This window comes from Amycolatopsis sp. NPDC049159 (genome assembly GCF_040648295.1).
GTDB classification, from domain to species: Bacteria; Actinomycetota; Actinomycetes; order Mycobacteriales; family Pseudonocardiaceae; genus Amycolatopsis; species Amycolatopsis pretoriensis_A.
This window is the reverse complement of the sequence record NZ_JBEZDL010000017.1, coordinates 107,250-123,291: the sequence shown is the minus strand read 5'-3', so window position 1 is coordinate 123,291 and position 16,042 is coordinate 107,250. Positions and strand designations below refer to the sequence as shown.

Below are 16,042 nucleotides of genomic sequence, written 5' to 3'. Positions count from 1 at the left end.
CCGCGGTGACTAGTGGGGTGGGCGTATCAGCGAGGGCTTGCGATCGGTGCCCGGGTCCGGCCCGGGTGCGTCGTCGGGTGCCGAGGCGTCCACGATCAACCGGGTCCGGCGGGTACTGGCGATCAAACCGTTCCGGCGGCTCTGGGGCGTCACGTACCTGTGCAGCGTGGCCGACTGGCTGAACATCCTCGCCCTCACCGGCCTGGCCACGAAGCTGACGGACAACTACTTCGCCCAGAACTTCGCGTTCGTCGGCGTGGTGCTGACCGGACTGGCGCCGGGGCTGCTGTTCGCCCCGATCGGCGGCCTGCTCGCGGACCGGTTCGACCGCCGCAAGGTGATGGTGGTCGCCGACCTGCTGCGGTGCGGCTTCCTGCTGTCCATCGCGATCGTCAGCGCACCCTGGTGGCTGCTCGCCGGGAACTTCCTCGTCGGCTGCGCGTCGAGCATGTGGATCCCCTCGAAAGAGGCTGCGGTCCCCAACCTGCTCCGCCGCCCCGACCAGGTCGAGACGGCCAACCAGCTCGGCATGGTGATGACCTACGGCCTCGCCGTCATCACCGCGGCCGGCGCCAACGCGGCCATCACCGGCGTCAACACGACGTTCCACCTGTTCCCCGGCGACCCGAGCCTCAACATCGCGAAGCTCGTCGTCATCATCACCGGCCTGCTCTACCTGGCCAGCGCGATCCTCATCGCCACCCGGATCCCCGAGCTTTCGCTGCGCAACGTCCACGAGCTGCCGGAGCAGAAGGTCAAGCCGGCCGACGAAGAGAAGTTCGGCATCGGCCAGATGATCGCCGACGGCTTCCGGTTCATCCGCAGCACGCCGCTCGTGCGCGGCCTGCTCGTCGGGGCCTTCGGCGCGTTCGCCGCCGGCGGGGCCGTGATCGGCTCGGCCAAGCCGTACTCCTCGAGCCTGCTGGCCGGCGACTCGGCGTTCAACCTGCTGGTACTGGCCGTCTTCCTCGGCTTGGCCACCGGCATGGCCTTCGCGCCGAAGCTCGCCCGGCGCCTGGCGCACGACCGGCTGTTCGGCATCTCCATCATCGCCGCCGCGCTCTCGTTGCTGGTGGTGGCGCTGTCGCCGCACCTGGCGGTCGCGCTGATCGCCGTGTGTTCCGTCGGCGTCTGGGCCGGGACGGCGTTCCTCACCGGCGTCACGATCATCGGCTCGCGCGTCGAGGACGCCATCCGCGGCCGGATCAACGCCATCTACCAGCTGATGATGAAGCTGGTCCTGTTCGGCACCACGGTCACGGTGCCGGTGCTGGTCGGGCTCGTGCAGCGGCACACGGTCACCGTCTGGGGCAGCCCGCTCACCATCGACGGCACCCGCCCGGTCATGCTCGGCGGCGCCGCGATCGCGCTGGTCGCCGGCCTCTTCGCCTACCGGCAGATGGACGACAAGCGCACCGAGCCGATCCTGTCCGACCTGCGCAACGCGCTGCGCCGCACCCCGCGGCGCGTCAACGGCTTCCTCATCGCCGTCGAGGGCACCACCGCGATCAACACCGCGATCCAGGCCGTCAACCTGGCCGACTGGATGCGCGGCGGCACCCGCCCGGTCGTGGTCGCCGCCGACCCCGCGCTCGACGACCAGCGGCTCACCGCGCTGGTCTCCGGCGCCTCGCTGACCGGGGCGCGCGCCCAGGCGCTGGCCGCCGCCGCGGTGCGGGCCGACATCGTCGAGCGGCACGTCCAGCCGGCGCTGGACGCCGGTTCGGTGGTCGTGATGGAGCGGTTCGTCGACTCGCCGCTCGCGCACCTGTCCGCTGTCGCGGGCCTGGACAGCGACGAGCTCGAGGGCCTCGCCGACTGGGCGACCGGGCGGCTGCGCCCGGACCTCACCGTGCTGCTCGACTCCGCCCCGAACGGCGTCCCGCGCGACAAGTCGACCGCCATGAACGACCAGTGGCGCGTCCAGCACCTGCTCACCGAGATGGCCGCGGCCGACCCGGACCGGTACGTCGTGATCGACGCCGACGGCACCGACGCCGAGGTCGCCGAGCGCATCCGCACCGCGCTGCGCGCCGTGTTCGTCGGCCGCCTGTCCGCGCTCGCGCCGACGACCGAGAAGCCGGTGACGCTGCCGATGGACATCGACGAACCCCTGCCCGTCGAGACCCCGGAAGAGCCTCGCGTGGAGGCGAAGTGACGACGACCGAACGCATCGGTGTCTGGAACCAGGTGGTCGGCCAGGAAGCCGCGGTCGAAACGCTGACCGCGGCCGCTTCGGCCGCCGCGAAGATCGTCGCCGGCGAGCCCGCCCCGCCCGGGGCGATGACGCACGCGTGGCTGCTCACCGGTCCGCCCGGTTCCGGCCGTTCGGTGGCCGCGCGGACGTTCGCGGCGGCCCTGCAGTGCAGCACCGGTACCGGCTGCGACGCCTGCCCCGGCTGCCACACGACGATGGCGGGCACGCACGCCGACGTCCGGCTCGTGGTGCCGGAAGGCTTGTCGATCTCGGTCGCCGAGATGCGGGCGCTGGTCCAGGCCGCTGCGCGCCGCCCGACCACCGGCAAGTGGCAGGTCGTCGTCATCGAGGACGCCGACCGGCTCACCGAAGGCGCGTCGAACGCCCTGCTGAAGGCCGTCGAGGAGCCGCCGGACCGCACGGTCTTCCTGCTCTGCGCGCCGTCCGACCACCCCGAGGACGTCTCGGTGACGATCCGCTCGCGCTGCCGCCTGGTGACGCTGCGGACGCCGCCGCCGGAGGCGATCGCCGACGTCCTGGTGCGCCGCGACCACGTCGACCCGGAGCGGGCGCACTGGGCGGCTTCGGTCTGCGGCGGGCACGTCGGCCGCGCGCGCCGGCTCGCCACCGACGAGGCCGCCCGGCAGCGCCGGGCCACCGTGCTGCGGATCCCGCTGGGGCTGCGCCGGCCCAGTGACGTCTTCACGTGCGCCGACCAGCTGATCAGCGCGGCCGAGGCGGACGCGGGCGAGGCGAGCAAGTCCCGCGACGAGGACGAACGCAACGAACTGCGTACGGCGATGGGCGGCGACGGCATCGGCAAGGGCGTTGCCGGGGCCAAGCGGGCCGCCGAAGCCGCGGTCAAGCAGCTCGAGAAGAAGCAGAAGTCCCGCGCCACCCGGACCCAGCGCGACACGCTCGACCTGGCGCTGGTCGACCTCGTCGGCTTCTACCGCGACGTCCTGGTGACGGTGACCCGCTCCGGCGTCACGCTCAACCACCCGGACCACGCCGACCAGATCCGCGAAGCGGCTTCGTCGTGGACGCCGGAATCGACGCTCCGCCGGCTCGAAGCGGTGCTGGAGTGCCGCGAGGCGATCGACCTGAACGTCAAGCCGCGCATCGCCGTCGAGGCGATGGTCACGACGCTTCGCCAGGGCTGAAACGCGAAGAACCCCGCCGGGAAAGCTCCCGGCGGGGTTCCTTCACAGCCCTCGTGTCACTCGCGCGGTCGCGGTGACGGCTTGAACGGCTTCTCTTCCACGGCGACGGCCAGCGGACGACGGCGGCCGCCCGGCATCGCGGCCACCATCACGACGCCCAGCAGCAGCATCGCGGTGCCCCACCAGAACAGCGGCACGGTGTCGTACGCGCCCCCGGTGTAAGCGAGGTTCTTGACCGGCCCCTTCGGCGCCTGACCACCCGCGGGCGGCGGCGTCGACGTCGACCCGCAGACCACCCCGCCAGTCGGCGCGTAGGCCCGCGCGACCTGCTCGCCGAGCGACAGCTGGGCCAGCGAGGACGGCAGGTTCTTGGCCTGGTCGTCCGGCAGCAGGCCCTTGAGCTTGGTCGTCGGCAGCAGCTGCAGGTCGAACAGCCGCGCCGACGCGCCCAGCTGGAAGCCCTTGAACGGCGTGGTCATGTTCGCGGACTTCTGGTCCAGCCCGGCGATGCTCAGCCGCAGCACGCCGAGGTCGAGCACGGTGCCCGCGGTGCTGCCGACCTGCTGGACGCCCTGGGAGAGCGTGGAGACCAGCCCGCCGACGACCGGGATGTCGTTCAGCTGCCCGAACTGGTCGCTCAGGCCCTTCAGCGGCAGCCCGATCGGGATGTCCTTGGTCGGGTGCGCGGCGTCCAGGGTGTAGAGCGTCTTGCCGCCCGCCGCGATGGTCAGCACCGGCGCGGTGTAGTCCACTTTGGACGTCTTGGCGTCACCGGTGGAGGTCACCTTGAGCGTCGGCTGGCTGGCCACCTTGATGCTCAGCGCCAGCGGCGTCCCCTTGAGGATCTCGATGTCCGCGCCCTGCAGCGTCGACGTCGACTGCACGGCCTTGTTCTTCGAGCCCGGGATGTCGACCAGCTTGACCTGCGAGCGCGACGACAGCGTGTTCGGCAGGCTCAGCAGCGAGCCGGTGCCGTTCGCCGCGGTCTGGCCGCCGCCCTGCAGCAGGCCGCCGAGGCTCTGCAGGCCCTTGGTCAGGTCGAACCCGCTCGCGAGCGAACCCGGGTCGAGCTTCGGCTTGAGCGCGTCCAGCCCGAGGTTCGGCATCGACGGGATGACGTTCAGCAGCGACAGGCTCGCCACCGACGTGCTGGCGTCGGCGATGGTGTCGACGCACGGCCCGAGCGTCGGGCTCCACCGCGCGTGCGCGCTCCCGTTGAGCACCCCGACGTTGAGCAGCGGGTTGGCCGGCCCGTTGAGCCCACCGCTGATCGGCTGCGGGTTGTCGGGCAAGGCGGTCTGCACGACGCTGCCCGGCGTCTGCGGCGCGTTCCCGCCCACCGACAGCCCGAACGGCGACGCCTGCGCGATCGACTTCTCGTAGCTCAGGTAGGCGTCCGAGTTCGCCGACGCGCTGGACAGACCCATGCCGGCCTCGAGCGCCGACTGCTTCGGCAGGGTGTCGCCGAACCCGGGCAGGATCGTCTTCGTCGGCACGGCGTTGGGCAGCAACCGGACGATCCCGAGCGCGGTCCCGGCATCCCCGACGGCCTGCCCCAGCGGCTGCGGCCCGATCGGCGCCGAGATCGGCGCCTGCCCGGAACTCGCCGGCTGCGGAATCGGAGTCGTCGGATAGGTCGGGTCGGCGTTCGCCGGCGCCGCGCTGAACAGCAACAACGCCGCGGCCGCCGGCAGGGCCACCGAACGGGGCAGTCTTCGCCGCATGTGCCAGAGCCTCCAGATAGGTCGACCGGTGAGTGAGACCGGCGTCATAGGGCCCTAACGACGGTCCCCCCGGAAAGTGACGGCACGAGCTTCCGCTACACTTGCTCCCGTCGCCAGCGCGAGCCGGAGACATGCCGCCTTAGCTCAGTCGGCCAGAGCGATTCACTCGTAATGAATAGGTCAGGGGTTCGATTCCCCTAGGCGGCTCCGCAGGTCAGGCCCCATCCGAGACACTTCGGGTGGGGCCTGACTCGTCTGGTGGGTGACTAAGTGGGTGACTAAGACGCCTGGTGGGTGGGAGAAGAAAGTTCGCAAGATCACCCGGCGAGGGGAAAGCTGACGCTTAGGCCCCGGCTCCCTTAGGCAGCAGCGGGGCCTAAGTACTTGTAAGGGCAGCGCGAGCAAGGTTGGCGACGCTACGGGGTCTGTACCGAGCAACTGACATGCATTTCGAGGGCCACCCCCGGCGGCCGGCGGCTACCGTTGTCGACACCGCCGCTCCGACCCTGGCCAGTTCGGAGGACGGCGCGCCGCGGTCGGCCCCTGCCTGACGTCGCGGCTTCCCACCCCAATACCTGAAGACGTGAGTGCTACGCGCTCGCGTGCCAGTCAGGATGCAAGGAGACGGCCGTGGAAGTGGTCGGAATCGTCGCTGCGAGTGCGCTACTCGTGCTCTTCTGCGCGTGCGTGGTGGTCGCGCTCGTGAGGAAGAAGCACACATTGGCCGTGCTCGCGCTCGTCGGCGCGTTCATGTTCGGTGTGCTCGCCCTAGAGCAGAAGGACCCCGAGATGGTTCGGGCCGCGGCTGAGTTCGTGGCGAAGGTCTTCGAGAAGCGGTAGGCCGGTGGTCACCTTCTAGCCGAGCGCGTCCGGCGAGGCCGGCCCCCACCCGCCGACTCGGATGGGGGCTGACCTCGGCTGTTCGGTGGTTAAGGCGCATGGTCCGCGGACTGAGAAGGCTCCACATGTTCCCTCGTCGCGGGGAATAGCCGGTCCATCGCCCTTGCACCCGACTCGACCACCGGCCTGATCTGCTTCCGGTAGACCAGCTCCGTCACAGCGGTGCTGCTGTGCCCGACCAACCGCGAGATCTCCTCGATCGGCATCCCGCCGTCCGAGAGGATCGAGACGAAGCTGTGTCGCAGCTCCCGGGGCGTCCACTGTGTCGGCTTGAGCCCGGCTGCCTTGATCACTCGGCGGAAGTCCCGCCGGACGTTGTTGACGTCCCGCTCGGTGCCGACGTTGGTCGCGAAGACCAGGCCCTGTTCACGCCAGTCGTCGCCCGCGACGGACCTGACGGCGTTCTGGGCCAGCCGCTGGTCCTCCAGTGCCCTCACGGCCCGCTCAGGCAGCGCCAGCGTGCGCCGGGACTTCCGCGTCTTCGTCTCGCCCTTGGCGCGGACCGAACGCCACACCTTGACGTTCGGCGGGATCGCCGGCGATGCGTCCGGCTTGCCGACCAGGTCCACGTGATCCCACGTCAGCGGGCGCATCTCCTCGGTCCGCGCGCCGGTCAACAGCGAGACCACGATGTAGGCGCGCATCGGCGACGACTCCGCGGCGGTGAGCACCGCTTCGGCCTGCGCGAGCGTGAGTGCCTTCGACGGCCGGCCATTTCCCTTACCGGCCGGCAGTTCCTCGCACAGCAGCACGACGTTGTGCCGAACCCGTTTGCGCACCTGAGCGCGGTTGATCGCCCTCCGGAGGATGGAGCGCAGATTGCGCAGGGTCGAGGTGACCAGCACTTCCGCCTTCTCCGCTAGCCACTCCTCGACGTCGTCAACGTCGAGCTTCACCAGCGGTCGAGCGCCGATCGCCGGGATGATGTGGTTGTTCGCCAGCGACCGGACGGCCTTGACCGTGTTCGGGTCTCGCTCGCCCCGCCCGTAGCTGTCCAGCCAGTCGTTCACCGCCTGCGCGACCGTGTAGCCGGCCGACGCGTTGACCGCGCCCTCTTCGACGTCGCTGAGCAGTTCCTTGAGCTTCGTCTTGGCTTCCGTCTTCGTCTTGCCGCGTGCCTTCCGCACGATGCGCTTGCCGTTCGGCCGGAAACCAACGGTGACCTCTGCGGTCCAGCGCTGGCGCGGCTCATCCCAGTAGAGCCCGCCGTCCCCACGACTACGCCGCGTGGCCATAGCCGGTCACCTCCGCTTCGCTGATGAGAAGATCCACGTACTGCTGAATGGCTTTCGCCGGAATGAGCCGTGCCCGGCCCTGCTTCACGGACCCGAGGCGGCCGGCGCGCAATTGCTCGTAGATCACCGAACGGCTCATGGAAAGCAGGCGCTTGGCTTCTTCGACCGTGTACAGGTGCCGCGCGGGTACCGCGGCCGGCGTGATGGTGGCGTCCATCGGGTGTGTCCCCTCGGGTCGTGCTGCAGGTCGGTGGAGGCGATGAACACGGGCGCTCCTCTCGGTAGGTGTCACTCGGGTTGTCACTTAGGTTTGGCCTGGTCAGACCGGGTGAAGTGACGGAGTGACAGGTGTGACAGGGGTGGGGTGGTCGCGGGTGTCACTCCCGCGCCGGCGGTGTGACAGCCGGCGAAGTTGTCACTTGGGGTGTCACTCGTGTTTGTGCTGGTCAGCTGCCTGGAGTGACACCGGTGACAGCTGTGACAGGGTGGGTGCGGCACTGCTGTCACCCGCTCCCGGCGCGCTGTAGATGCCGTCCACGGTGCGGGCGAGCTGGCCGGCGTCGCCCATGCGCTTGCAGGTTTGGCGGATGCTGCCCGGGTTGGCGTCGAGCGCTTCGGCGATCGCCTTCGGGGTGAGCGGCCCGTGTTCGCGGAGCAGGCGCAGGATCTGCGCGCGGGTGTCGCCGACCAGGTGATCGGCGGCCGGCCCGTCGAGCTTGGTCCACGCGCCGGCGGTGGCGTCGAAGGACATGGCGTAGTCGGCTTCTTCGACGTCGCGGCCGGTCACGTGCAGCACGCCGTCCGCCTGCCCGCGGCCGCGCTCGAGTACGAGCGTCGCGTCCACGGCGCCGGTCAGGCCGTTGGTGCCGGAGACGAGGTTCTGCCAGTCTTCCGCGCCTTGCTTGCGGACGTGGTGGATGAGCAGGAAGGGGACGCTGTAGTGGTCGGCCAGCTGCTTGAATCGGCCGGCTGCGGCGTAGTCGCCGGCGTAGGCGGACATGCCCGTCGCGTCGGTGCCGCGCATCTTCTCGTAGGTGTCGATGATGACCAGCCGGGCGTGCGGGTTCTCTTCCAACCACTCGACCAGCACGGCGTGACCGCCGGCGGTCATGGTGGGGCAGGCGGTTTCGAGGGTGAGCAGCGGCGCGGCCCGGCCGCCGGCGGCGAGCATCTGCCGCCGCCGGCGCTGCAACCGCCGGCCGGTGTCCTCCAGCGCGCAGTACAGGACCGGGCCGCGCTCTACTCCGATTGACCCGAGCACTGGGTCGCCGTTGGCGATGTCGGCCCCGAGTCCGAGCGACAGCCACGACTTGCCCAGCTTCGGCGCACCGGCCAGCAGGTTCAGCCCTTCCGCGAGCAGACCGGGCACGGCCCACTTCGGCGGCGGGAACTCCTCTCGCATCAGCTCCGCATCGGTCCACCGGGTGCGGCGGGCGGGCGGTGTCGGCACGGCGGCCAGCGGCCGGGGCGTGGTCATAGCGTCTCCCTTGTCGTTCAGGCCGCGGTCTGCAGAAGTGGCGCGTGTCCGGCGTACGAGGCGTAGTGGGCGAGGATCAAGCGCCCGATGCGTTCGGTGACGGCGGGGACGACGGCGTTGCCGAGGGCGGTGATACGGGGGCCGTCCAGTTCGGCGGGAACCCCATCAGCCACTCGATCTGTGCGGGTTCGGGCCGCCATGAACCCATCGACTGGATCACGCCACGGACCCTGGCTTCGGTGGCGGGCGAGTACCGTCCGCCGGTCCCCAACCCCCAGCCCCGCCGGCCCATCGACGCCGTCGGGGTAGGCCAGTACGAACAGGCGTCGTCGTGGGTGTGGGGCACCCAGGGCGCACGCTGGTACAACCGACCATTCGACAGCGAACCCGCGTCGGGAAAGGTCGTCGAGGACGATCGCAAACGCTTCCACGTACCCCAACAGCGCGGCGACGTTCTCGATGAGGACGTATCGAGGTCGAACAGCGTCCAGGGCGTCTCGCATCCAGGGCCATCCCCAGCGGGGATCGCCGATGCCGCGACGGAGTCCGGCTGAGCTGAAGGGCTGGCAGGGGAAGCCGCCAGCGAGCACGTCAACGCGGGGACGTGACTGGCTTCGCCACCACGCGGGTGCGGTGCGGACGTCGTCATGACGCGGGACCTCCGGAAAGTGTCGTTCAAGGACGGAGCGGCAGAACAGGTCAAGCTCGACCTGGCCCACAGTGGTCATCCCGGCCCGTTCCAAGCCGAGTTCCAGACCGCCGATGCCGGAGAACAGCGACAGCACGTTGAGGGTCATCAGGCCACCGCCCGGGGACGCTTGGCGCCGGCGCGCAGGCCGGACGTGATCGTGGTTTCGGCCTCGCGGGCGGTGAACTGCCGCATCCCGATGTGCCGCCCGGCGGCGGTCATCAGCGCCGCGCGCACCTCCTCCTCGGACAGCGCCCCGCCAGCCACCAGCTGCCCGAGCGCCACGGCTGCGGCGTAGAGGGTGGCGTTGCGGTTGTCCTTGGCGTCGGCGACCTTCCCGGCCTCCGCCCGGATCGCGACGTCGAGGTAGCGGGAGCGCCGACTACCGGCCGGGCGGATCGGCAGCACCGGCGCGGCCGGCAGCGGCGCGGGCGTGAGCCGGTCGGCCAGCCAGCCCGGCAGCTCCGCCACCGGCCCGTCCCAGACGAACTCGTAGCGGCCGGCGTCGGTGACCGTGCCGGGGCCGACGACGTAGCCGCCCCACGCGCGGGTGTCGACCTTCCAGCCGAGCCCAGTCCCTCGCTCCCCGCTGGTGTTGCGCAGCACCACGCCGGTCGGAACGCGGTAGTACAGGTGCAGCCCACCGGACGGCGTCCGGACGGTGAGCGTGTCGCCGGGCAGCTCGCGGCCGGCCTCGTCGGCGACGACGGCGAGGACGTCTTCCCCGCACTCCGCGCCGGCCGCGGCCCACCGGTCGGGGATCTCCTCGCCGGGCTTGAGCGTGTCGAGGTCGAGCACGCACAGCCCAGACGGGCCGGCCGCCACGCCGATGCCGTACGGGGCGTGCGCCCAGGCGGCGCGGATCTTGTCCGGGTCGGTGGTGGCGCGCTGCTCCGGGGTCCGGTGCCCGCCGGCGCATCGGCCGGTGCCGGGACACCGGTCCTCCGGGTGCCCGGCGGGGCGCTTGGTGCCGGGGCGCAGCGGGAAGACGTGCCAGCCGCGGGCAGCGGCGTCGAGCGCGGCGTCCACCGTGGTCGTCTGGTTCATCGGGGCACCTCCGGGGTGAAGCGGGCCAGTACGGCGGTGGCGTCGGCGAGGATGTCGGCGTGGTCGAAGGCGATGGCGTCACGGTTGCGGGCCAGCCACGACAGCGGCATCCACACCGCGACGGCGGCGTCGTCGCCGGCGGTGGGCTTGACCGGCCGACGGACGACGGTGAAGAACGCGACGGTGATATAGCGGCCGCGGGGGTCGCGGTCGGGCCGGTCGTAGATGCCGAGCTGTCGTAGGTCGGTGGCGCGGAGTCCGGTCTCTTCGGTCAGCTCGCGCGCGGCGGCGGCGCGGAAGGTCTCGCCGGGGTCGACGTGCCCGCCGGGCAAGGCCCAGCGGCCGGCGAAGGGGTCCCAGCGGCGCTGGATCATCAGGACGTTCCAGGCGTCGTTGCGGCGGGCGAAGGCGAGCACGTCCGCGGTGAGCCGGGCCGTTTCGGGGGTGTCGTGGGTGTGTTCCATCGCGGGTGACCCTTTCGGTTGGTGACTGTGTGTGCCTGTTTTTGGGTAGGGTCGGCCGGCGCGGTGTCCCGGGAGGGAGGCGCGTCACGGGGTGTTGAGGTAGCGGTTTCGGGCCGTGATCAGGGGGTTTGCTCGGGTGGCTCCCTCGCCTCCCTGGTCCAAGTCATTGCTGGTCAGGTGAGGGAGGCGAGTCCGGGGAGGCGGTGAGGGAGAACTCCCCGGATCTAGCGGCCTCCCCTACTCGGCTCCCTGCGTTTCGTCGTCGTCGAAGTCGTCGTCTTCGTCACGCTCCGCGATGGCATCGCGGACGCGGGCGGCGGAGACCTGCATGTGCCCGCCGGTCTTGTACGGCTTGGCCGACTCCGGCAGCGCGTCGGCGAGGTCGGCGAAGCTCCACTCGTCGTAGGTGCCGCGGTCGCGTTCGGTCAGAGCCTGCAACACCTTCTGCGTCCGCATCCGCGCTTCGGTGCCGAGCACGGCCGCGATGTTCGCGAGGTGGTCGACCGGTCCGGCCGGGGCCGGCGCGTCCGGGCCTGCGGGCAGCGTGGCGTGCTCGCGCAGCGCCATGGCGCGCTTGGTGACGGCGTGAGCGTCCTTCGGCGAGACGTAGAACGAGCGGAGCAGGCCCGGCTTCGCGGTGAAGCCTCGCGCCATGCAGGTGCCGACGTCGCCGGGGCCCTCGTCCGTCTTCGGCGTGAGGCCCACCGCAGAGATGCCGGCCTTGTAGGACCCGGTGCCGAGCACGGCGTCGTTGGCCATCTGGTCACCGATGGCGAAGCACGCCTTGTTGCTGGCCACGGACGTGATCTTGCGCGGGAGAGCGTCCTTCGACGGCTCCGGCGTGAGGAAGATCAGCGTGATGGCGTACTTGCGGGCGGTGCTCATCAGCTTGGACGCGACCTCGATCGCCTTCTTGCCGTCCTTGCCCATGAACAGGTTCTGGCACTCGTCGATGACCACGACGCGCGGGCGGAGCCGTCCGTCCTTTTCGGCCAGTGCCCGGGTCACCGCGCGGTCGGTGGCGTGCTCCTTGAGTGCCTTACCGCGCACGGACAGGTCGTCGTAGAGCTCGTAGAGCAGGTTCAGGCACGCGTCCACGGTGTCGTCACCGGCACCGGTCGTGAGCGTCCGAAGCCGCGGCTTCATCGGGTCGTAGTCGGTGTTCTCGGCCATGACCACGACGTCGATGTCCACCACCGGGTCCAGCATCGCGCCCAACACCAGGTTGATCGCCAATGTGGACTTGCCCGACCCCATCATGCCGCCCAGGGCGTAGTTCGCCTCGAACAGCCGGCCGCGCACCACGTCGCCCTTGAGCGTCACCCCGACCGGAACCCCGACGAAGTAGTCCGCGGTCGCGTTGTCCAGGTCCGCGAGCAGCGGCCACGGGTCGACCGGCCCGGACAGGGCACCCGGCTTGGCCACCCACAGGTCCAGAACGGACGGTTGCGGTTCGGTCGGCCACACCTCGCGCGGGTAGCGGACCAGGTTGTGCGCCAACGTGGTCTTCCGCTTGACGATCTCTTCCACCGGGCACGCCGGCGGCAGCGCCACCTGCGCACGCCACCCCTTGCCGTCTTTGTGCGGCGGGGTGATGAACTTGATCCGCCACCCGTCCTTGACCGCGCGGTTGAACCCCGGGATGTTCAGGTTCTTCAGCGCGTTCAGGATGGTGTTCTCGTCGGGCAGCTCGTCCATCGTGTCGCCCTCGATCGGCTTGGCCAGCCACGTCGGCATGTCGCCGTGGGTGCGGCCCTGCTGGTAGAGGTAGCCGGCACCCACGACGGTGCCGGCGACCAGCAGCAGCACCCCGTAGGTCATCAGGAACCACACCACGAACGCCACCGCGTCGAACACGGCCGTGATGGGCGTCAGAATCTCGCCGACCTCGCCGTCGTTGATCGCCAGGATGATGCCCAGGACCAGCAGAAACCCTGTCACACCAACGGAACCGATGATGGCGGCTTTGATCCACTGCCCCGGGGCGCGGAGCCAGTCCATCGTGCGGTCGTGGCGGCGCTGCTTCTCCGACACGTCCGCTTCCTGCCAGTAGCGCAGCATCTCCTGATCGCCGGCGGCTTCCGCGGCGCGCATCATCCGTTCGTAGCGGTTCGCGCCGTGCGTGTCGCGCCACCGGGCCACGACCACCTTGACGCCGGCAGCGGGGTAAGCGACGCCGTGGCGGAACGCGGTCTTGGTGCGCTCGTGCTTGACCACCTTGCGCGCGGTGCGGGCTACGGTCACGACGTCGTGGCCGTAGCCGCGGTACCGGGCGATCGCTCGCGCCTTCTGCGACGTCAGCCGCGCGTACTCCTCCTCGGTGACGATCTCGCCCTCGATCACCTCGTCCTGCTCGGGAGCGATGGGCAGGTGGTGGACGGTGGCCAGCTCGCCGGCGCCCGGGCTCTGCTCGGTGTGCTCGTTCATCAGGTCCTCCGGCTCACTTGCGGTTCGGGTTGGCGTGCTCGTCGCGCAGCTGACGGGCGTACTTCGGCGCGCAATGCAGCGTCTTGCGGATCGACTCCGCCGACTTCGGGTTGATCGCCACGTCGGGGTTGTCGATCGCGGCGGTGAACGCGGCGCGCAGGTCCTCGATCGACCGCGTCTTCGGTGCCCTCGGCGGACGGGGCTTGCGGGTCGATTTCGGCTGCTCTGCCGGGCGATCGAGGGTCAGGATCGAGGCATCGGCGATCGGGCCGTCGTCGGCGCGGCCGGCCTGGTTCTGCTCGGCGAAGAACGCGGCGATCTCGTCGTCGAGCACGTCTGCGGTGTGGGCGTCGAGGTCGACCACGGCAGCCAGCTGACGGCCGTCGAGGGTGTAGCGGCCCGGGGTGAACACCAGCCGTGCCGTCCCGTCCGCGGCGATCTCCGCCACCGCGGTGCGGACCGCGGCGGCCCGGACCTTCGCGACCTTGCGCAGCGTCTGCCGCTCGATCCGGGCGGCGGCCCGCTCCGCCGGCGACCGCGGCGGCGAGGCTACGGCGAGCTGATGCGCGATGACACCGGCGACGGACACGATGCCCATCACCACCGCGGCGTCCCACCCGCGACCCAGGCCGTGCACGACGTTCAGGCCGAACCCGACACCGGCGAACACCCACGTCCCGACCTGCAACGCCCACACCGGCCGCTCCGGGTGCCGGTGCCGGGTGACCTCCACCGCAAGGGCGAACGCCCACATGCCCAGCTCCGACAGCGCCGGCAGCGCCGCGCCGGTCGCGTCCCCGTAGGTCGCGAGTCCGTAGCCGGCCATCGCCGGCACGGCCATGCCCGCGGACACCAGGGCAAGCAGGTAGATCGGCAGCCGCACCCGGTTCGCCGACAGCCACCCCGCGACGCGGGCCAGCGCGGCGGCCCGGCGAGCCCGGCGGGCCTCGCGCTGCTTGTCGGCCAGCTTCACCGCGGCTGCGGCGTCGGCGCGCCGCAGCTCGGCGCGGGCGGACTGCTCGCGCAGCTTCCGATCGGTCGCGGCGGCCGCGTCCTGGCGGCGCTGCTCCGCGGTGGCCGCGTGGTTGGCGCGGCGCTCTTCTGCCCACGTGCTCATCGGGTCACCTCCCGGCTCTGGTGGTCGGTCGTCTCGTCGTCGGTGGCGGCCGGTGTCGCCGGCAGCTGCTTGCGCTCCGCGGTGCCGGCGCGCAGCCGGGCCTGCTCGCGGTGGTCGCGCACCTCGTGCACCGCCCACCCGGCCGCGACCAGCGCGGACACCAGGGCGAACCACGGGGTGAACACCACGGCCAGGACCAGCGGCCCGAGCACGCCGGCCAGCTCGCCGAAGTGCCACACCGCCCACTCCATGGCCTGCTCCAGGCGGGTCCGCTTCTCGGTGGGGACGTTCATCGGGGCACCTCCTGCCCGGTCGGGAAACCTGCGGGGAAGAACTGGTTGACGCGCCGGCGCGGCGGCTGGGATGCCTGTCGGGTGGCGGCCTGGTCGAGCCGGACCAGCACGCCGGCCAGCACGCGTTCGGCGATCACCAGCGGGATGCGCATCAGGTGCAGGACCAGGAACAGGCACACGGTGCCAGCGAACCGGAGCAGCGCGAGGGTTCCGCGTTCCTGCAACACCTCGAACGTGTTCACCGGAACCTCTCCTTTGCCTCGCGCCGCGCCTTCTCGACTGCTTCCTGACCGGCCTGTACGGCGTCGTGCCAGGCGCCGGAGTCGCTCATCGGATACCTCCGATGCCGTCCAGCTCGGCCAGGGCCAGCAGCCGCAGCTGCGCGGAGACGTCGAGGTAGACGCGGGCGCGATCCCGCTTGGCCGCGGCCGGCACGGTGTCGTTGGCCAGCAGGAACGCGGCGTTGGACATCAGCGACATGCCGAGCTCGTGCAGGCGGCCGGAGAGCTCGCGGGAGATCAGGCGGTTCAGCTCGGCCGGGGTGTAGGTGAAAGCGACCTCGCGGGCCGGGGTGGTGGTGTCTACCATCTGGTGTTCCTCCGTGCGGTTTCGTGACTGGGCGGTGGAACCCGGCGCGGTTGGCGCGTTCTTGGCGGAGTGGGCCGCCGCGTCGGGGCTGATCAGCAGACGGGCAGACATCACGCGGCCTCGCCGTCGAACGTCCAAGTCGCCGGCAGCGCCCACAGCGCCTTACGGGCCGCGCGGCGCTGCGCCCGGCTCACCCGACGCTGGTCGTTGAAGTCGTGCCGGACCGCCCGTTCTGCGGCGTGCTCGTCGGCGGTCAGCTCGGCGTAGACGTCCTGCAACAGCGCGTCGATGTCGGCTTCAGTCAGCCCGTCCGGGTAGACGGCTTCGCCGGCGAACTCGTCAGTGGCCGAGACGGCGGCGTCGATGCGGCGGCGGTTGACGTTGGTGTCCATTGCGGAGTCCTCTCGAAGGAACGTGCTGGTCGGTGAGGTGTCAGAGCGAGCTGAAGAACGTGGTCAGGCTGTGCACGACGTGGCGGACGTGGCCGGCCGCCTCCAGCGGCGAGGACACGACGAACATCAGCGCCGCGGCCACCACGACCAGGCCGATGAGCTTCCGACCGACGCCAGAACCGGTCTTCAGGACCGGGAGTCCCTGTTGCTTCCGCGCCATCGCTGCCTCCTTGTGCGGTGGTGAACCTTGCGGTTCGGCCGGAGTGATCCGGACCACCAAGAAGCTAACAGTTGAATGGTTAGCAGGTCAACTGTTAGGCGTGAGATTGG

17 protein-coding genes and 1 tRNA gene are annotated in these 16,042 nt (G+C 70.8%); 4 read left to right on the top strand and 14 right to left on the bottom strand.

Features of this window, described 5'->3' with window-relative positions:
- The first annotated feature begins 37 nt into the window (after window positions 1-37).
- Window positions 38-2,158 carry a dTMP kinase gene (locus AB0B33_RS29455; protein ID WP_247017379.1) on the top strand — a complete coding sequence of 707 codons (2,121 nt, stop codon included), beginning with the start codon at window positions 38-40 and terminating at the stop codon, window positions 2,156-2,158.
- A complete protein-coding gene (locus AB0B33_RS29450; protein WP_360777553.1) occupies window positions 2,155-3,360 on the top strand; it encodes a DNA polymerase III subunit delta' in 1,206 nt (401 codons plus the stop codon). Before AB0B33_RS29455 ends, AB0B33_RS29450 begins: the two co-directional genes overlap by 4 nt.
- Before the next feature lie 56 nt (window positions 3,361-3,416).
- On the opposite strand, the gene AB0B33_RS29445 is transcribed toward AB0B33_RS29450, so the two are convergent.
- Window positions 3,417-5,084, bottom strand: a complete 1,668-nt coding sequence (locus AB0B33_RS29445) for a hypothetical protein (protein ID WP_360777551.1) — start codon at window positions 5,082-5,084, stop codon at window positions 3,417-3,419.
- A 133-nt stretch (window positions 5,085-5,217) separates the two neighbouring features.
- Here AB0B33_RS29445 and AB0B33_RS29440 point away from each other — a divergent pair.
- Both AB0B33_RS29440 and AB0B33_RS29435 read left to right on the top strand, forming a co-directional pair.
- Window positions 5,218-5,291: transfer RNA gene (locus tag AB0B33_RS29440), tRNA-Thr, on the top strand.
- A 423-nt stretch (window positions 5,292-5,714) separates the two neighbouring features.
- Window positions 5,715-5,924: a hypothetical protein gene (locus AB0B33_RS29435; RefSeq protein ID WP_360777549.1), complete on the top strand. Its 210-nt coding sequence runs from the start codon at window positions 5,715-5,717 to the stop codon at window positions 5,922-5,924.
- Between the two features lie 89 nt (window positions 5,925-6,013).
- On the opposite strand, the gene AB0B33_RS29430 is transcribed toward AB0B33_RS29435, so the two are convergent.
- The 13 genes from AB0B33_RS29430 to AB0B33_RS29370 all read right to left on the bottom strand — a co-directional run bounded on the left by AB0B33_RS29430 (window position 6,014) and on the right by AB0B33_RS29370 (window position 15,932).
- Window positions 6,014-7,219 (bottom strand): site-specific integrase, encoded by a 1,206-nt coding sequence (locus AB0B33_RS29430; protein ID WP_360777547.1) that lies wholly within the window; start codon window positions 7,217-7,219, stop codon window positions 6,014-6,016.
- Window positions 7,203-7,436, bottom strand: a complete 234-nt coding sequence (locus AB0B33_RS29425) for a helix-turn-helix domain-containing protein (protein ID WP_360777545.1) — start codon at window positions 7,434-7,436, stop codon at window positions 7,203-7,205. Before AB0B33_RS29425 ends, AB0B33_RS29430 begins: the two co-directional genes overlap by 17 nt.
- A gap of 210 nt (window positions 7,437-7,646) precedes the next feature.
- Window positions 7,647-8,696 carry an AAA family ATPase gene (locus tag AB0B33_RS29420; RefSeq protein ID WP_360777543.1) on the bottom strand — a complete coding sequence of 350 codons (1,050 nt, stop codon included), beginning with the start codon at window positions 8,694-8,696 and terminating at the stop codon, window positions 7,647-7,649.
- Window positions 8,697-8,713: 17 nt separating this feature from the next.
- Window positions 8,714-9,493, bottom strand: coding sequence for a DNA (cytosine-5-)-methyltransferase (gene dcm, locus AB0B33_RS29415; protein WP_360777541.1), 780 nt, complete (start codon window positions 9,491-9,493; stop codon window positions 8,714-8,716).
- Window positions 9,493-10,431: a bifunctional DNA primase/polymerase gene (locus AB0B33_RS29410; RefSeq protein ID WP_360777539.1), complete on the bottom strand. Its 939-nt coding sequence runs from the start codon at window positions 10,429-10,431 to the stop codon at window positions 9,493-9,495. The genes dcm and AB0B33_RS29410 overlap by 1 nt, the downstream gene beginning before the upstream one ends.
- Complete coding sequence (locus AB0B33_RS29405; protein WP_360777537.1) at window positions 10,428-10,895, bottom strand: NUDIX hydrolase; 468 nt, start codon at window positions 10,893-10,895, stop codon at window positions 10,428-10,430. The genes AB0B33_RS29410 and AB0B33_RS29405 overlap by 4 nt, the downstream gene beginning before the upstream one ends.
- A 237-nt stretch (window positions 10,896-11,132) precedes the next feature.
- Window positions 11,133-13,322 carry a zonular occludens toxin domain-containing protein gene (locus AB0B33_RS29400; RefSeq protein WP_360777535.1) on the bottom strand — a complete coding sequence of 730 codons (2,190 nt, stop codon included), beginning with the start codon at window positions 13,320-13,322 and terminating at the stop codon, window positions 11,133-11,135.
- A 13-nt stretch (window positions 13,323-13,335) separates the two neighbouring features.
- Window positions 13,336-14,439, bottom strand: a complete 1,104-nt coding sequence (locus AB0B33_RS29395) for a hypothetical protein (RefSeq protein ID WP_360777533.1) — start codon at window positions 14,437-14,439, stop codon at window positions 13,336-13,338.
- The gene (locus AB0B33_RS29390; protein WP_360777531.1) at window positions 14,436-14,732 is read right to left on the bottom strand and encodes a hypothetical protein; all 297 of its coding nucleotides are present in this window, start codon (window positions 14,730-14,732) and stop codon (window positions 14,436-14,438) included. The genes AB0B33_RS29395 and AB0B33_RS29390 overlap by 4 nt, the downstream gene beginning before the upstream one ends.
- Entirely contained in the window at window positions 14,729-14,974 is a 246-nt protein-coding gene (locus tag AB0B33_RS29385) for a hypothetical protein (RefSeq protein WP_360777529.1), read from the bottom strand. Before AB0B33_RS29385 ends, AB0B33_RS29390 begins: the two co-directional genes overlap by 4 nt.
- A gap of 85 nt (window positions 14,975-15,059) precedes the next feature.
- A complete protein-coding gene (locus tag AB0B33_RS29380) occupies window positions 15,060-15,320 on the bottom strand; it encodes a hypothetical protein (RefSeq protein ID WP_360777527.1) in 261 nt (86 codons plus the stop codon).
- 110 nt (window positions 15,321-15,430) lie between these two features.
- Window positions 15,431-15,712 carry a hypothetical protein gene (locus AB0B33_RS29375; protein WP_360777525.1) on the bottom strand — a complete coding sequence of 94 codons (282 nt, stop codon included), beginning with the start codon at window positions 15,710-15,712 and terminating at the stop codon, window positions 15,431-15,433.
- Window positions 15,713-15,752: 40 nt separating this feature from the next.
- Complete coding sequence (locus AB0B33_RS29370; RefSeq protein ID WP_328612885.1) at window positions 15,753-15,932, bottom strand: hypothetical protein; 180 nt, start codon at window positions 15,930-15,932, stop codon at window positions 15,753-15,755.
- Window positions 15,933-16,042: the final 110 nt, after the last annotated feature.

What these genes read in the sequence shown, in the direction of transcription:
- dcm (WP_360777541.1), bottom strand. Translation starts at nt 9,493, where the DNA reads ATGACCCTCAACGTGCTGTCGCTGTTCTCCGGCATCGGCGGTCTGGAA.
- AB0B33_RS29425 (WP_360777545.1), bottom strand. Translation starts at nt 7,436, where the DNA reads ATGGACGCCACCATCACGCCGGCCGCGGTACCCGCGCGGCACCTGTAC.
- AB0B33_RS29395 (WP_360777533.1), bottom strand. Translation starts at nt 14,439, where the DNA reads ATGAGCACGTGGGCAGAAGAGCGCCGCGCCAACCACGCGGCCACCGCG.
- AB0B33_RS29410 (WP_360777539.1), bottom strand. Translation starts at nt 10,431, where the DNA reads ATGAACCAGACGACCACGGTGGACGCCGCGCTCGACGCCGCTGCCCGC.
- AB0B33_RS29430 (WP_360777547.1), bottom strand. Translation starts at nt 7,219, where the DNA reads ATGGCCACGCGGCGTAGTCGTGGGGACGGCGGGCTCTACTGGGATGAG.
- AB0B33_RS29405 (WP_360777537.1), bottom strand. Translation starts at nt 10,895, where the DNA reads ATGGAACACACCCACGACACCCCCGAAACGGCCCGGCTCACCGCGGAC.
- AB0B33_RS29445 (WP_360777551.1), bottom strand. Translation starts at nt 5,084, where the DNA reads ATGCGGCGAAGACTGCCCCGTTCGGTGGCCCTGCCGGCGGCCGCGGCG.
- AB0B33_RS29390 (WP_360777531.1), bottom strand. Translation starts at nt 14,732, where the DNA reads ATGAACGTCCCCACCGAGAAGCGGACCCGCCTGGAGCAGGCCATGGAG.
- AB0B33_RS29420 (WP_360777543.1), bottom strand. Translation starts at nt 8,696, where the DNA reads ATGACCACGCCCCGGCCGCTGGCCGCCGTGCCGACACCGCCCGCCCGC.
- AB0B33_RS29400 (WP_360777535.1), bottom strand. Translation starts at nt 13,322, where the DNA reads ATGAACGAGCACACCGAGCAGAGCCCGGGCGCCGGCGAGCTGGCCACC.
- AB0B33_RS29375 (WP_360777525.1), bottom strand. Translation starts at nt 15,712, where the DNA reads ATGGACACCAACGTCAACCGCCGCCGCATCGACGCCGCCGTCTCGGCC.
- AB0B33_RS29380 (WP_360777527.1), bottom strand. Translation starts at nt 15,320, where the DNA reads ATGGTAGACACCACCACCCCGGCCCGCGAGGTCGCTTTCACCTACACC.
- AB0B33_RS29370 (WP_328612885.1), bottom strand. Translation starts at nt 15,932, where the DNA reads ATGGCGCGGAAGCAACAGGGACTCCCGGTCCTGAAGACCGGTTCTGGC.